The sequence below is a fragment of the Pseudoalteromonas sp. SG43-4 genome, from assembly GCF_014164325.1.
Taxonomy (GTDB): domain Bacteria; phylum Pseudomonadota; class Gammaproteobacteria; order Enterobacterales; family Alteromonadaceae; genus Pseudoalteromonas; species Pseudoalteromonas distincta.
Genome location: NZ_JACJFB010000008.1, coordinates 25,980 through 41,121, shown reverse-complemented (window position 1 = coordinate 41,121; position 15,142 = coordinate 25,980). Strand labels below are relative to the sequence as shown.

13 protein-coding genes are annotated in these 15,142 nt (G+C 40.2%); 5 read left to right on the top strand and 8 right to left on the bottom strand.

The annotated features are described in order from the left end of the window. Window positions 1-11: 11 nt before the first annotated feature. From H5160_RS09690 to H5160_RS09665, 6 genes are read right to left on the bottom strand one after another with little or no spacing between them, the layout of a single operon-like run. Entirely contained in the window at window positions 12-1,670 is a 1,659-nt protein-coding gene (locus H5160_RS09690) for a BatD family protein (protein WP_182737318.1), read from the bottom strand. Next, window positions 1,664-3,604, bottom strand: a complete 1,941-nt coding sequence (locus H5160_RS09685) for a VWA domain-containing protein (RefSeq protein WP_182737316.1) — start codon at window positions 3,602-3,604, stop codon at window positions 1,664-1,666. The genes H5160_RS09690 and H5160_RS09685 overlap by 7 nt, the downstream gene beginning before the upstream one ends. Further along, on the bottom strand, window positions 3,604-4,590 hold the full coding sequence (locus H5160_RS09680; protein WP_182712767.1) for a VWA domain-containing protein: 987 nt from the start codon (window positions 4,588-4,590) through the stop codon (window positions 3,604-3,606). The genes H5160_RS09685 and H5160_RS09680 overlap by 1 nt, the downstream gene beginning before the upstream one ends. Beyond that, complete coding sequence (locus tag H5160_RS09675; protein ID WP_004335624.1) at window positions 4,583-5,017, bottom strand: DUF4381 domain-containing protein; 435 nt, start codon at window positions 5,015-5,017, stop codon at window positions 4,583-4,585. The genes H5160_RS09680 and H5160_RS09675 overlap by 8 nt, the downstream gene beginning before the upstream one ends. A 2-nt stretch (window positions 5,018-5,019) precedes the next feature. Further along, window positions 5,020-5,964, bottom strand: a complete 945-nt coding sequence (locus H5160_RS09670; protein ID WP_004335626.1) for a DUF58 domain-containing protein — start codon at window positions 5,962-5,964, stop codon at window positions 5,020-5,022. A 3-nt stretch (window positions 5,965-5,967) separates the two neighbouring features. Beyond that, entirely contained in the window at window positions 5,968-6,924 is a 957-nt protein-coding gene (locus H5160_RS09665) for a MoxR family ATPase (protein WP_007377762.1), read from the bottom strand. 306 nt (window positions 6,925-7,230) lie between these two features. Here H5160_RS09665 and fadI point away from each other — a divergent pair, with 306 nt between their 5' ends. From fadI to H5160_RS09650, 3 genes are all read left to right on the top strand, one after another. Then, complete coding sequence (fadI, locus tag H5160_RS09660) at window positions 7,231-8,541, top strand: acetyl-CoA C-acyltransferase FadI (protein ID WP_004335629.1); 1,311 nt, start codon at window positions 7,231-7,233, stop codon at window positions 8,539-8,541. Continuing rightward, complete coding sequence (gene fadJ, locus H5160_RS09655) at window positions 8,541-10,748, top strand: fatty acid oxidation complex subunit alpha FadJ (RefSeq protein WP_182693123.1); 2,208 nt, start codon at window positions 8,541-8,543, stop codon at window positions 10,746-10,748. Before fadI ends, fadJ begins: the two co-directional genes overlap by 1 nt. A gap of 74 nt (window positions 10,749-10,822) precedes the next feature. Beyond that, the gene (locus H5160_RS09650) at window positions 10,823-11,332 is read left to right on the top strand and encodes a GNAT family N-acetyltransferase (RefSeq protein WP_024596740.1); all 510 of its coding nucleotides are present in this window, start codon (window positions 10,823-10,825) and stop codon (window positions 11,330-11,332) included. A 35-nt stretch (window positions 11,333-11,367) separates the two neighbouring features. Here the strand turns inward: H5160_RS09650 and H5160_RS09645 are convergent, their stop codons facing one another. Further along, window positions 11,368-11,754 carry an MmcQ/YjbR family DNA-binding protein gene (locus H5160_RS09645; protein WP_182737315.1) on the bottom strand — a complete coding sequence of 129 codons (387 nt, stop codon included), beginning with the start codon at window positions 11,752-11,754 and terminating at the stop codon, window positions 11,368-11,370. 194 nt (window positions 11,755-11,948) lie between these two features. Here H5160_RS09645 and yeiP point away from each other — a divergent pair, with 194 nt between their 5' ends. Next, window positions 11,949-12,521 (top strand): elongation factor P-like protein YeiP, encoded by a 573-nt coding sequence (yeiP, locus tag H5160_RS09640; protein ID WP_002962153.1) that lies wholly within the window; start codon window positions 11,949-11,951, stop codon window positions 12,519-12,521. Between the two features lie 139 nt (window positions 12,522-12,660). Further along, window positions 12,661-12,855 carry a hypothetical protein gene (locus tag H5160_RS09635; RefSeq protein ID WP_182695843.1) on the top strand — a complete coding sequence of 65 codons (195 nt, stop codon included), beginning with the start codon at window positions 12,661-12,663 and terminating at the stop codon, window positions 12,853-12,855. On the opposite strand, the gene H5160_RS09630 is transcribed toward H5160_RS09635, so the two are convergent. After that, window positions 12,852-15,104, bottom strand: a complete 2,253-nt coding sequence (locus tag H5160_RS09630; protein WP_182737313.1) for an EAL domain-containing protein — start codon at window positions 15,102-15,104, stop codon at window positions 12,852-12,854. The genes H5160_RS09635 and H5160_RS09630 overlap by 4 nt on opposite strands. Window positions 15,105-15,142: the final 38 nt, after the last annotated feature.

Here is a 15,142-nt window from a genome sequence, read left to right as displayed (position 1 = left end):
GTTCGTAGTTATTAATCATAAAGGTCTTTTAATACAGTTTGTTGCGACTTTGATGCCTGAGTTTGATAGTTCTCAAGAATTTTAATAATAGCATTAAGATCCGTGTTTGCGCCTTTATTACTATAAAGTTGTGCCTGCAATTGGCTAATAAGACCATTAAGCTCGCTGCTGTTTACACGAATGCAGAGCTCATCAATTGCGCCAACATTTTTATGGGTCACCTTTACAGAAAAGTTATTTAATGCGGTGTAAAAGGCTTTCACATCGTGTGTTTTAGCTAATGCTTTAAGCTCATTTAAGCTTGGCTGAGAAGTACCACGGGTGTTTAGCTGTAATTTTTCAGTCGGATTTTTAGTAGAACGGCTTATTAAGTAAAAAATTACAGTACCAATCCATAAAATATACCCTAAAGCGGCAACGACTATTAACCAAAGAGGAGTATCACTTTTAGTTTCAATAGGTTGTGTGCCAGTTGCTTGATTCGAAATATTTTCAAGAGTAGGTGAATTATTTGTGCTGGGTTGTGGGTTTGCTATGGCTGTATTAGGCGCGGTAGTACTTTGCGTTACTGTAATAGTACGCTTTGGTAATGTAGCTACGCTAATACGGTTCATTTTGGTATTAAACCAAGGCAGCTTTATTTCAGGCAAAGTATAAGTACCTGGTTTTTGCGGCAGTAAGGCATACGATGCAGTTTGCTGCGATACAACGCGTCCGTCTCGCACTGCATTGTTATTTTCTTTTTGATCAGGGTAGCTGCGTATGCCATCAATAGTAGGCATAGAGATTTCAGGTAATTGCTCTTTTGTAACTCCAAGCGCGGTAAGCGTAATAGTACGTGTTATAGGCGTACCTACTTCTACTGTGTTGTCGTTAGGTTGCCATTCTTCATCAAGGTTAACCAATTCGCTTGGTAACCATGCGCCTTTATAATCACTCGGGATTGGTTTTATTTCTACTTGCTGATCATCGCCAAGAGCAGATACCTCCAGTTGGCGGTAATTTTGCTGTACTCGCCCTTGAAACGCAGGGCCTGCAATCGTGTAGGCACCACTTTTTTGTGGTTGAATTAAGTACTCACGAGTAATAACAAGGTAGCGTTTGCCATCAACTAGCTCATAACTCTCAGTTTGTTTACCTAATTGGGTTAGCTGAGCATCTTCCATACTTGGTGTGCTTAAGCTGCCATCAAGCAGTTCTTTGGCAAGGTAGAGCTTAACAGTGTAAACACCGGCTTCTTGCACAAATAATGAATTACTCGAGAGTGACGTTTTTAAAAATATTTCGTTATTTTTATCTGCATCAACTGAGCGTTTTGCCACTTTTAACTTAATAGGTTGTGAGGTTAACCCTGCAACGCTAAATGCTGGTATCGTGTAATCACCCTCTGTACGGGTCATTAGTTTAACTGACCACGTAGTTTGTTTATTAATGCTGCCATTAATAATGTTGGTACGAGAGCTTAAGCTTGTTGGGCCTACAACAAAGTCTTTTAACAGCGATGAGGTGTCTGGTTGCTCGCCTTTAACTGTATCGTCTACCGATATATTAAGCATAAAAAATTCACCCGCTAATACAGGGTTTTTATCTACGCTGGCTTCTAATTTGGTGGCAGCCCACGAAGGCATCGCACTTAATAGCAATAAACAGCAAAATAATCGCATTACCATGATTTTTCGACTCCTGTAGGGCGACGTTTGTATTGTCTTTTTTGGGCTTCTAATTGCATTTTATTCCGTAATAAAATAGCCGGATCGTCCGGGACTTTTCTAAGTAGTTGATTAAGCTGTTGTGCTTTTTCTTTTTCTTCATTAGTGAGCTCACTTGCTTGGGCTTGCATCGCTTGTTGCTGAGCACTTTGTTTTTGCTCATCAGTGGCAGGTTGCTCACTCATTGCTTGTGGCTTACTTTGTTGCTGCTCATCCTCTTTAGGCTGGTCAGATTCTTTATTTTGCTCTTGTTCGCTTTGTGGCTGGGCTTGCATATCAGGCTCATTTTGCTTATCTGATTGCTCGCCAGGCTCACCTTGTTGATCTTTTGATTGTTCAGATTCTTTATCTGATTTTTCATCGCTTGAGCTTTGACTTTCGTTTTCGCCTTTTTCAGAATCGCTTTTATCACCATTTTGTTGCTGATCCTGTTTTGACTCATCAGAATTCTGCCCTTGGTTTTGCTCATCTTTTTTCTGACTATCATCTTGGTCTTGAGAGTCGTCGCCGTCGCTTTGCTGATCTTGCTGATCTTGCTGGTTTTGTTGCTCTTGTTGATTTAGTAATTGCTCAACTAAGGCTTGGTTATTGGCTGCTTGCGTAAAGTCATCTTGTAAGGTTTGGGCTTGTTTGTACGCTTCAATTGCGTCCTCAAGTTTGCCAGCTTTGGCAAGGGCATTACCGTAGTTGTATAAACCGGTAGCCGACTTATCATTACTAAACTCATTAAGTGCAGCATCAAAATTACCTTGCTGGTATAGCGCCGCGCCTTTTAACTCACTCGATTGCGCCTGTGTTGCTGCATCGTATTCTTTATTATTGTAAGCCTCTAATGCACGTTGATCTGCATTTTGCAAAAGAGTAGGGAGCTCTACGGCATACGCATTTTGTTGCGGTAAAAAACCAAAAGCTAAAAATGCGCCTAACAAGGCAGCGCGTCTAAATAAATACAAACCAAATGGCAGTAATAACAATAGTCCGTAAATACCTGCATCTATTCGCCAAAGTGCGTGGCTTTGTTTTTCGTCTTTCAATAATTCACTCTGCGCATTTGGAGCAAACGTATTTATGTCGTTATTGCTAGGTTGGTAACTAGCAAATTTACCGCCGCTGCTTGATGCTAAATTTTTAAGCTGAGAGGCATTAATTGTAGGTACAACAATTTGGCCGTATCTGTCTTTCAAAAAGCCGCCTTCAGGTAACTTAATTGGTGCGCCTTGAGCGGTACCTACACCATAAATATTTAATCTATATTGGGTGTTACTGGTAAAGCTACTCACGTCGTTTTGTTCTTGTTGGTCAATACCGTCGGTTACTAAAATAATGTCGCCATCAATATAACCCGCTTGCGTTAATAGCTCTTTGGCCATATCAAGACCGGCTAAAACGTTTGAGCCTTTGTCTGGCATTATTTCAGGGCTTAAGCTTGGAATTAAATTACTGAGTGTTGTGGCATCGTTTGTTAGTGGCGAAATTACATAGGCCGTGCCTGCGTAAGCTACAAGCGCGGTATCACCTTCTTTAAATAGCTCAATCATATCAAGCGCTTTAAAGCGTGATTGCATTAAACGATTTGGCAAAATATCGGTGCTGTACATTGAGTACGACATATCCATAACAATTACACGGGCACTTTTACTTTGAAATACAGGAACTTGTTTTTTCTCAAAACTAGGCCCAGCACTAAATAAAATGCCAAGGCTGCAAAACAAAGCAACTAACCAAAGTGGCTGGCTGGCTTTAGTATTTGCTTCGCTCATTATAAATTGTGCTAAATGAGGTGCAATTAGCTGCTCACTGGTGGTTTTTTTATGCTTAATTAAGGCAACAAAAAATAATGCCACAGCAGGTATGAGTAACCATAAAAGAGCGGGGCGAATAAATTCAAAATCCATTAGTTTGGCTCCTTTAATGCACGCAGTGTGCTAAGCATTACTTTTAAGCTAATAAGTAAAATAGCGATAAGTAACGGGTAGTAAAATAATGAGCTTTGTGGGCGAAATGTTTGTTCATCAGCGCTAATAGGTTCAAGCTTATCAAGCTCTGCGTAAATTTGTTGAAGGCCAGCTACATCTTTAGCTCTAAAGTATAATCCGCCAGTTTGCTCGGCAATCTTTTTAAGTAAGCTTTCATCTAAATTACTGCCACTAGAGCCACCCACATTAAAGAGACTAAAGCCGCGCGGATTATCTGAGCCAACACCAATGGTGTACACTTTAATCCCTTCTTCGCGAGCTAGCAGTAGGGCATCTTCTGGGTTTAGATTGCCCGCGGTGTTTTGTCCGTCGGTTAATAGCACCACAATTCGGTTACTTTCATCTTTATTGGCAAAGCGTTTTACCGAAAGACCCAATGCATCACCAATTGCTGTTGCGCGCCCCACTAAACCAATTTGCGCTTCGCTGAGCATTTTACTTACTGTTTTAACGTCGCGCGTGAGCGGGGTTTGTAAAAACGCGGTGTCGCCAAATAATATCAGCCCAAGCCTGTCGCCTTGACGCTGTTCTATAAAATCACTGAGTACGGCTTTTACCATGGTGAGGCGGTCAACATATTGGCCATTATAAGCCATGTCTTGTTCGGTCATCGAGCCTGATAAGTCAACTGCTAACATTATATCGCGTCCTTCATTTGGTAATGAAATTGGCTCATCTAACCATGTTGGATTGGCAGCGGCAGTAACAAGTAATAACCAAATTACCCACTCGAGGGGATTTAAACGTCGTGCGTGTGGCTCGATGCTTTGGCTGGTTAAATTGTGCTTTGCAAAACTGGGTATACGTAAACGCGTACTGGCATTACTTGCTGCGGGTTTTAATAGTAAAAGTAATAAAGGCAAGGGTAGTAATAAAAATAACCATGGCCAGCTAAATTCAAACATTTACTGACTCCTTTATTTTAAATTGCTTAATACCTTGGCGAAATTTTTCGCACAGTGTTGTATCTTTTTGGCTAGGGTTATACAAGCTTAGTATTTCTTGTTCTGTAAAGCTTAAACCGGTGAGTGTATTAAGTGTTGTGCACCATTTAGAGGTAGATTGCGCAGCAAGTCGCTTGTCGTAATATTCAATCACTAAACGTTTTAAAATAATATGCAGTTGCTGAGGGTTTTGCTCACTTTGGCTCAATTGTATTGCGTAGCGTTTAGGCTTTTTAAATTTATGTTTTTTATAAAATATATAAATAGCTGCGCATAGTGCTAAAAACAGCAGTGCAATAATAACCCACCAAGCAGGGGCGAGTGGCCACCAATTAACTTGGCTTGGCGCTATTATATCGTGCAGGCCATCGAGTGGATTGGTTTGCATGGTTATTTTCTCACTAATTGCAGCTCAAGCGGTGTTGCTGCATTGAATGATATTAAATTAAGACCCGATTTAGTTAGGCGATTAAAGCGCGCGCTAAATGCTTGCTCAGCATTTTTAGCAAAGCGTTCTCTAAAGCTGTTATCCATTAATGGTAGGGCAAAGTCTTGACCATTTGCATTAACAGTAACGGCTTGCTTAAACGCAGGTAACTGATGCTCAAATGGATCGCTTATGTGGCAACCAATCAGCTCGCAGTGGCGGCTTAATATTTCAAGTTGCTTAAAGCTCGCATCATCCAGAGCATTAAAATCAGACACTAAATACACTAAGCTGCCTGGTTTTGCTAAATGGTTAAGGCGCTTTAGGTTATCGCTAAAGTTGTTAGTGGCTGTTTTATCAATATTGTTAAGCGCTTGCTGGTGGTTGTCGCATAAATTATGACAAAGCTTAAGCACGGCTTTTTCACGGGCGCTGGGTTTTAGCTCTAAATGCGAGTGCTGATTAAACACAATACCGCCAATTCTATCGCCGCGCTGACACGCCGACCATGCAACAAGAGCGCTTATATGCGCAGCTTGCACCGACTTTAACAGTAACTTTGAGCCAAACAGCATTGAGTTAGAAAAATCAGTAAATACAAATACAGGACGCTCTTTTTCTTCTTGAAAGAGCTTTGTGTGAGTCTCGCCGGTACGCGCAGTAACTCGCCAATCAATAGAGCGAATATCGTCACCTTGCTGATAATGTCGCACTTCGGCAAATTCCATTCCTCGGCCTTTGTGCGGTGCAAGGTATTGTCCTGTTAAGGTATTTTTTATTTTTACCTTAGGGGCAAGTTCAAGCAATTGCGCTTTGGCTTTGTAATACATCAGCTCTTTGAGTGCTAAATTAACACCGTGGCTATGGCTCTGTTTGAGCCATGCTTGGGTTTCTAATTGTTTTTGCATAACTTATGGTACGGCTACAAGTTCAACTATACGGCTTATTACTTGATCTTTAGTAATGCCATCGGCTTGGGCTTCGTAACTTAAAATAATGCGATGACGCAGTACATTATGCACAACAGCTTGAATGTCATCAGGTGCTACAAAGTCACGGCCTTGAAGCCATGCATGAGCACGAGCACATTTATCAAGTGCTATTGTTGCACGCGGACTTGCACCAAACTCAATCCAGCTACCTAGTTGCGCGTCTAATTTAGCGCCTTCACGAGTGGCAATAATAAGTTGTACTAAATATTGCTCAAGTGGCTCTGCTAAATAAAGGCCTAATATTTCTTTACGAGCTGCAAATAAATCGCTTTGACTAATTTTTTGCATTACTGGTTGTTGCTCGTTAAGCGCTTCGCCGCGTGTTAAACGCAGTATATCAAGCTCATGCTCTGCGCCAGGGTAGTCAATACTTAGGTGCAGTAAAAAGCGATCCAGCTGGGCTTCTGGTAACGGGTAAGTCCCTTCTTGCTCTAGCGGGTTTTGCGTTGCCATAACTAAAAACAGTTCGCTAAGCGGATAGGTATTTTTACCCACGGTAACTTGTCGCTCTGCCATGGCTTCTAATAGTGCTGATTGTACTTTGGCAGGTGCACGATTAATTTCGTCAGCTAAAATTAGGTTGTGAAAAAGAGGGCCTTTTTCAAATACAAACTCGCTAGTTTGTTGGCGGTAAATATCGGTACCTGTTACATCAGCTGGTAATAAATCTGGCGTAAACTGTACGCGCTGAAATGAGCCTTCAATGCCTTTAGCAAGTGCATTAACTGCACGTGTTTTTGCAAGCCCAGGAGGGCCTTCTACTAATAAGTGACCATCAGCTAAAATAGCAATAAGTAGCGCTTGAGTAAGCTCTGGCTGGCCAATGATTTGTGTATCTAAGTACGTTTTTAATTGTGAAAATGCGTTAGCTGCCATAATAAGTGGACTGTCCTCGTCAGCTGGGTTTGTACCTAATAGTGTTAGGTGATAAATACTGACCTATTTATAAGGTTTATAATTGGGTAACTCAAGAGTTAGACTGTATTTTTTAAAATAGTTCGTTATTTTTTAACGAATTTTAGCGTACCACAAAACTTTGTAAATGCGTCTAAAAAAGCCTATTGTGATAGTCGTAATTAAACACTGTTTATATAAATTTGTGTTTATCTATTGGCTTTAGGGCACGGGTTGTTTAGAATCGAGGAAAACAAACAGGTCAGACCTGTCAGCGGGAGAGCATAAATGTCTGAGCAAAACATACTAAAAACACCAAAGGGCGACCGTATTGCCATCGTTAGCGGCTTACGTACACCTTTTGCAAAACAAGCAACAGCGTTTCACCATGTACCTGCACTTGATATGGGGAAATTGGTGGTTAACGAAATGCTTGAACGATTAAATTTCAATAAGTCAGAAATTGATCAACTTGTATTTGGTCAAGTAGTACAAATGCCAGAAGCGCCAAATATTGCACGTGAAATTGTATTGGGCACAGGTATGCCTGTATCGGTTGATGCATATTCTGTATCGCGCGCATGTGCTACCAGCTTTCAGGCTATTGCTAATGTAGCTGAGTCTATTATGGCGGGATCTGTAAGTGTAGGTATTGCAGGTGGCGCAGATTCGTCATCAGTATTGCCAATTGGTGTAAGTAAAAAGCTAGCAGGCAGCTTAGTTGATTTAAATAAAGCGCGTACGCTTGGTCAACGTTTAAAAATATTTTCAAAACTGCGTTTAAAAGACTTATTACCAGTGCCTCCTGCAGTTGCAGAGTACTCAACAGGCCTTTCAATGGGGCAAACTGCTGAGCAAATGGCTAAAACACACAACATTAGCCGTGAAGATCAAGATGCGTTAGCGCATCGTTCTCACTCACTTGCAACGCAAGCATGGGCTGATGGTAAGTTAAAAGATGAAGTAATGACGGCGCATTTACCGCCATATAAAAGCTTTATTTCAGAAGACAACAACATTCGTAAAAACTCAACGGTTGAAGGCTACGCCAAGCTTAAACCTGTTTTTGACCGTCAGCACGGTACTGTTACCGCTGCAAATGCAACACCATTAACTGATGGTGCAGCGGCCGTACTTATGATGAGCGAAAGCAAAGCAAAAGCACTTGGCTATGAAATACTAGGTTACGTACGTAGCTTTGCATTTTCGGCAATTGGCGTAGAAAAAGACATGTTAATGGGCCCAGCTCATTCAACGCCTATTGCACTAGATAGAGCGGGTATTACGCTTGCTGATTTAGATTTAATTGAAATGCACGAAGCGTTTGCATCGCAAACACTTGCCAATATGAAAATGTTTGCCTCAGACAAATTTGCACAAGAGCATTTAGGTCGCAGCAAAGCAATTGGCGAAATTAACATGGATAAGTTTAACGTTAACGGCGGCTCTTTAGCATATGGTCACCCATTTGCAGCAACAGGTGCACGCTTAATTACGCAAAGCTTACACGAGCTTAAACGTCGTGGTGGCGGTTTGGCATTAACAACAGCGTGTGCTGCTGGTGGTTTAGGTGCAGCCTTTGTATTGGAGAGCGCGTAATGACTGATTCAGTATTTAATTTAGCGGTAGATGAAAACAAAATTGCCGTAGTAACGATTGATGTGCCAGGGGAGAAAATGAATACCCTGCGCAGTAGTTTTGCCGATGACTTAAAAGCATTATTAGAAGACGCTAAGTCGCAAAATGTAAAAGGCATGGTATTTATAAGCGGAAAAACCGATAACTTTATCGCGGGCGCCGATGTAAAAATGCTTGATAGCGTTCAAAAGCGTGATGATGCTTTAGCTATTAGCGAACTATGCCATCAAGCATTTTTTGATATGACAAAACTGCCATACACAACAGTAAGTGCGATTCATGGCGCTGCATTAGGTGGTGGTTTAGAGTTTGCTTTAGCGTGTGACTACCGTGTTGGTACCGACAGCGATTTAACAAAAATTGGCTTACCAGAAGTGCAACTTGGTTTACTACCAGGTGGCGGCGGTACGCAGCGCTTAACTAAAATTGTTGGTATTCAAAAAGCACTTGAGTGGATGCTAACAGGTAAACAAATTCGCCCTAAGCAAGCTAAAAAAGCAGGCGTGCTTGATGACTGTGTACCACACAGTGTGCTGCTAAAAGTTGCAAAAGAATTTGCGACTAAGAAAAAGCCACAAGCAAAAGAGCCAAAGCTCGACAATATTAGTAAATTACTAGAATCAAACCCGTTTGGCCGTAACTTTATCTTTAAAAAAGCTAAAGAAAACGTACTTAAAAAAACGGGCGGGCACTACCCAGCACCACTCGCTATTATTAAAGCTGTGCGTGCTAGTGTAGAGCTTGATGAGCTAAAAGCGTATAAAACAGAAGCTGAAAGCTTTGCAACACTTGTAATGAGTGACGAATCGAAAGCGCTTCGCGGTATTTTCTTTGCAACCACTGAAATGAAAAAAGAGTGGCGCAATGATGACGCACCCGCAATTAGCAAAACTGCTGTTTTAGGTGGTGGACTAATGGGCGCAGGTATTGCGCACGTAAGTGCTGTTAAAGCTAAAGTACCGGTACGTATTAAAGATGTAGCAGAGCAGGGCATTAGTAATGCAATGAGCTACACCTACAAAATTTTAGACAAGCGCCTTAAGCGCCGTATTATGTCTAAAGCTGATATGCAGTTAACAATGAACCGTATTACAGGTACAACAGACTACAGCGGCTTTAAACACATTGATTTAGTAATAGAAGCTGTGTTTGAAGATCTTGCGCTTAAGCAAGGTATGGTTGCCGACGTAGAGCAGCAATGCCAAGAAAATACAATTTTTGCTAGTAACACGTCATCATTACCAATTTCGCAAATTGCAGCGCAGGCAGCACGTCCTGAAAATGTAATTGGCTTACATTACTTTTCACCAGTAGAAAAAATGCCATTAGTGGAAATTATTCCACACGAAGGTACATCTAAAGAGACTATTGCTCGCGTTGTTAACTTTGCGCGTAAGCAAGGTAAAACGCCAATTGTTGTAAAAGACATGGCCGGTTTTTACGTAAATCGTATTTTAGCGCCTTACTTAAACGAAGCTGCTAATTTAATGCTTGCGGGTGAGCCAATTGAAAAGATTGATGCAGCCCTAGTTGAGTTTGGCTTTCCGGTAGGACCGCTGGCTCTACTTGATGAAGTAGGGATTGATATTGGCTCTAAAATTGCTCCAATTCTTGAAAAAGAATTAGGTGAGCGTTTTAAAGGCCCTGATGCATTTATGCGTATGATTGATTCAAAACGCCTTGGCCGTAAGTCCGGTCGTGGTTTTTATGAATACGACAAAAAAGGCAAAAAGGTTGATGAGTCAGTTTACGAACTATTGGGTGTTACCCCAGCTCCACGTTTAAACAAAAGCGAAATTGCTAAGCGATGTGTATCGAAAATGCTTAACGAAGCAGTACGCTGTTTAGATGATGGCATTATTGCAAGCCCTCGTGATGGCGACATTGGTGCAATATTTGGTATTGGTTTCCCACCATTTTTAGGTGGCCCGTTTAGCTATATGGATAAATTAGGCGCAAGTAAAATAAGCTCTGATATGTCTACATTGGCTAACAGCGATGCTAACTTTGCTCCATGTGAGTCACTGGTAACAATGGCAAGCTCTGGTACTACTTTTTATAATGCAGCAACTGTTGAGGTTGTAGCTCCTGAAGTACAAAGCACTGAGCCACAAGAGCAAAGTGTCACTGAGCCTGAAGTTACTAAAGAGATTGAAACAAAAGAATAAAGTTTCTACTGTTTATAAAAACCGCATTTAGATGCGGTTTTTTTATGATTTTTAATATTTAAATGAGGAGCTTAATGACATTATTTACACAAAGATTGAGCATGTACCAAATGGAAGAATCTGATTGGCCTCTTTTTCTAGCGCTTCATCGCGATCCTCAAGTCCTTAAGTATTGTTTTGATATGCCAATGGAGTCACTGATAAGAAACCGCTTTGAGATACGCTTACCTAAGTGGAATACTAAATCACGCCACCCACTGTGCTTACTCATTATTAATAATAAAACAAAACAACCAGTGGGTGTTACAGGCTTTGCCTATGACGGAGAAACCGCAGAGCTTGGTTATTTATTATTGCCAGAGTATTTTAATAAAGGCTACGCGACAGAGTCTTTAAGAGCTGTGATTGATTGGGCTTGGAAAGAATGTGGTATTAGGCAGTTTAAAGCTGTCGTAACGCGTGGCAATATTGGTTCTGAAAAGGTGCTTAGTAAGTGTGGCTTAACCCATACCGATACACTTTTTAAAGTGCATACAATAGGCGAAAAGTTATATGACGATTTAATTTATACGCTTAAGGTTTAAGGTTTTAATGGGCTAGTAGCCTAGCCCAAAAAGTGCTACAAGTGAAGTGCGATAGCTTTGCGGTCTTCTTCTGGCATATTTTCTACGACTAAATTAAATGAGTTATCAATCATTCTCTCAATTTCACTTTGTGCAATTGTGCCGTCTAAAATTACTGTGTTCCATAAGCGTTTATTCATATGGTAACCAGGGATCACTGCCGGGAAAGTATCACGCAATGATATTGCTTCATCAGGATCGCATTTTAAGTTAAGCCACCAAATAACCTCACCATCATCATTAGTTTGACCGTCATTGCCAATAGCAAGAGTCGCAAACATTTTATGATTCACTTTATATACATCAACCTCTTGCGCAAATGGTTTTGTAACCTGAACAAGTGGTTTTTTAACTAAATACTCATGTACTTTTTTCTGGTCCATGATCCATTCCTTGAAGTCATACTCGGTAAAGCTACCATAGCAGTTTTTTTCACATTTGATTATATGTATTTTAGTATAAATTAAAATTTTACAAGCTAATACAACATGTAGCGTAAAACCAACGTAATTTTAGTTGAACAAAATCCAGTTCGTGGTATGTTTCTGCCAATCAAAAAAATAATAGGAATTCACACATGCCAAAGGCGAGTGATGTTAAAAAAGGTACTGCTATTGACTTCAATGGCCGCGTTTTAGTTGTAAAAGATATTGTGCGCTCTGTGCCGCAAGGTCGTGCTGGTGGTAGTTTATACCGTATGCGTTTATACGATGTGGTAACCGGTGGTAAAGTTGACGAAACATTTAAAGACAGTGACATGCTAACGCTGGCTGATTTAACACGCCGTGAAGTAATGCTATCGTACATTGATGGCGACGAGTATGTGTTCATGGATAATGAAGATTACACGCCTTACAACTTAAACAAAGATGCTATTAGCGAAGAAATTTTATTTGTTAATGAAGAAACGCAAGGCGTACACGTCATTGTTATTGATGGCGCGCCAGTAGGACTTGATTTACCATCAAGTGTTGAACTTGTTGTTGAAGAAACAGACCCATCTATTAAAGGTGCATCTGCAAGTGCTCGTTCAAAACCTGCACGTATGTCTACTGGCTTAAATATTTCTGTGCCAGAGCATATTTCAACAGGTGACCGTATCCGTATTAATACTGTTGAACACAAATTTATGGGTCGTGCTGAAAAGTAACGCGTAAATTATAATTTTAAAAGCCGAATCTGTGTTTAACAGGTTCGGCTTTTTTGTGCGCGGGGATTTGTTGCTTTAAATTTAATCACGTTAGCGTTAGAATAAGCGCCGTATTTTTGAGCAACTTTAAGGGGTAGCTTTGTTTATAGTTTTACTAAGCAGTGCATTTATAGCTTTAATGTATTTAGAAACCATTAAAAAAGGCATGCCAATTAAACGATGGCTGATTTTAGGCGGTTTATTTGGACCAGTAGCCTGGTGCTTGTTTAATCTACATTATCGTCGTGCTTTAGTTAGAAATGTAGGAATAAATGCGTGTATATGGCGCCCTTAATTTATCGACGCCACATTTTTATTTTTTCTAATTAAGCTTGGGGCTGCTTTAGTTTGTTGTTGCTTTAAAAATTCAGTAAATTCACTTTTTGATAGAGGCTTAGAATAGTAATAACCTTGTACTGTTTCGCAATTAAGCTTTTTGAGTATATCAATTTGATGGGCTTGTTCTACACCTTCAGCCACTACATGTAAATCAAGGTTATGTGCAATAGTGACTATTGAGTCGACCATATTACGGCCACGTTCGTTGGTCATGTCATCTATAAATGCTTTATCTACTTTAAGTGTATTAAGCGGAAATTGCTTTAAATACGCTAATGATGAATAACCAGTACCAAAATCATCCATTGCTAAATGAATACCTCGGGCACTTAACGAACGCATAATTGCAATGGCTTCTTTAGGGTCATCCATTACAGTACCTTCTGTTATTTCAAGCTCTAAAAAGTATGAAGGTAATTCGTTTTTTTGCAAAATAACGTCAATACGAGAGGTTAAATCGGGGAGGCTAAATTGCTTTGCTGATAAGTTAACGGCTACTCGACCGCTAAATAAACCGCTATCTAGCCATTCTTTTACGTCTCTGCAGGCTTTGTTTAATACCACTTCACCAATTTCAATTATTTGGCCCGTTTCCTCGGCTATAGGTATAAATACACCAGGGCTAATAATGCCTTTTTTGGGTGTAATAAAGCGCACTAACGCTTCCATTCCGGTTAGCTTGCCTGTGCGAATATTCATTTTTGGTTGGTAGTACACTTCAAAATGGTCTTCTTTTAAACCAAAGCGCATGAGGTTTTCAATTTGCAGTCGTTTAACGGCTTGACGGTTCATCGTGTCGTTAAAAAATAAGTAGCTGTTACCTTTCTTTTTAGCATGATACATGGCGGTATCTGCATTTTTTAAAAGCAGTTCAGGCGTATTACCGTCTTCTGGGAATAATACAATACCTACACTTGAGGTGATTGCCAGTTCGTGGCCTGCCATTTTAAATGGTGTAGCAATGGCTGCTAAAAACTGTTTAGCCATGCGTGTAATTACATGTATGTCGTTAGTGTCAGACATTACCAGAGCAAACTCATCGCCGCCTAAACGATAAAACACATCATTTTCGCGGGTTAGTTTATTTAAGCGCATTGCTAGTTTAGCTAATAAGCTGTCACCTAGCTGATGTCCTAACGAGTCATTTATTTTTTTAAAGTTATCTAAATCGAATACAAGCAAGGCGTGATGCGAATTGAGTTTTACTAGTTTATGCAAATCAGTAAAAAATAAATTTCGGTTAGGCAGACTGGTTGTGCGATCTCGATTCGATAAGTTATGTAATTGCGATTCTGCTTTTTTACGCTCTGTTAAATCTGAATATACAACGACATAATTAGTTATTTGATTTTGATCGTTTTTAATTTCATCTATGGATATTTCTATCGGTAATAAAATACGCTCACTATTACGAAGCTTCACTTCTTGTTGAATATGTTCGCGCTCTTTTACTATTTCAATAATTCTGTTTGTGTAGCTTGGCTCATACCCAGATAGGCTAAAATCTTTTCCTAAGTATTGTTCGCGTACGCCACCAAACAAGGTTAAAAAGCTAGGGTTTATATCAACCAGTTTAAAGTTTTTATCGTAAATTGCTAAGGCGTCAGTAAGCGACTCAACACATTTTGCAAAAAGGTTTAAGCGCTCTTCAGTTGATTTTAACTGTGATATATCGCGAACGGTACCCGTCATTCTAAGGGGGGATAAGTTGGCGTCTTTTTCAATTATTTTTCCGCGATCGAGCACCCAGTGCCAACGACCAAAAGTATCTTTGATTCGGTAGGTGGCTTCAAAAAAAGCAGACTGCTCTGCAAAGTGCACTTTTAGCAAGTGCTCAACGTTATTAATATCGTGAGGATGGATAAGGCCTTTATTTGGTGGAAACCCCATTAACGTAGTTGAGTCCATTAAATATTTATCGTTAATACGAATAACTTCGCCTGTTTTTATGTTCCAGTCCCAAAGTGTATCGCCGCTACCTTCTACGGTACTTTTAAGGCGTTTTTCCGAAAGTCGAAGTTGGCGGCGTGAACGTCTAAGTTTATGGATTACAAATAACAGGTAGGGCAAAGCAAGCGATATAATGGCGCTTGCTAGTATAAGTATATTGTCTGAGTTGTAATTAAGTGACGACTCAAAGGCAAAAAGCTCAAATGAGTAAGCAAGTACTACAAGCATGCTTAGTTTTATTGTTGTTTTTATCATTTTTTGATTACTTCTAATTTACAAATGATAATTTAAAA

Excerpts from the sequence above, each read along its gene's own strand:
- H5160_RS09690 (WP_182737318.1), bottom strand. The coding sequence starts at position 1,670 with ATGGTAATGCGATTATTTTGCTGTTTATTGCTATTAAGTGCGATGCCT.
- H5160_RS09685 (WP_182737316.1), bottom strand. The coding sequence starts at position 3,604 with ATGGATTTTGAATTTATTCGCCCCGCTCTTTTATGGTTACTCATACCT.
- H5160_RS09680 (WP_182712767.1), bottom strand. The coding sequence starts at position 4,590 with ATGTTTGAATTTAGCTGGCCATGGTTATTTTTATTACTACCCTTGCCT.
- H5160_RS09675 (WP_004335624.1), bottom strand. The coding sequence starts at position 5,017 with ATGCAAACCAATCCACTCGATGGCCTGCACGATATAATAGCGCCAAGC.
- H5160_RS09670 (WP_004335626.1), bottom strand. The coding sequence starts at position 5,964 with ATGCAAAAACAATTAGAAACCCAAGCATGGCTCAAACAGAGCCATAGC.
- H5160_RS09665 (WP_007377762.1), bottom strand. The coding sequence starts at position 6,924 with ATGGCAGCTAACGCATTTTCACAATTAAAAACGTACTTAGATACACAA.
- fadI (WP_004335629.1), top strand. The coding sequence starts at position 7,231 with ATGTCTGAGCAAAACATACTAAAAACACCAAAGGGCGACCGTATTGCC.
- fadJ (WP_182693123.1), top strand. The coding sequence starts at position 8,541 with ATGACTGATTCAGTATTTAATTTAGCGGTAGATGAAAACAAAATTGCC.
- H5160_RS09650 (WP_024596740.1), top strand. The coding sequence starts at position 10,823 with ATGACATTATTTACACAAAGATTGAGCATGTACCAAATGGAAGAATCT.
- H5160_RS09645 (WP_182737315.1), bottom strand. The coding sequence starts at position 11,754 with ATGGACCAGAAAAAAGTACATGAGTATTTAGTTAAAAAACCACTTGTT.
- yeiP (WP_002962153.1), top strand. The coding sequence starts at position 11,949 with ATGCCAAAGGCGAGTGATGTTAAAAAAGGTACTGCTATTGACTTCAAT.
- H5160_RS09630 (WP_182737313.1), bottom strand. The coding sequence starts at position 15,104 with ATGATAAAAACAACAATAAAACTAAGCATGCTTGTAGTACTTGCTTAC.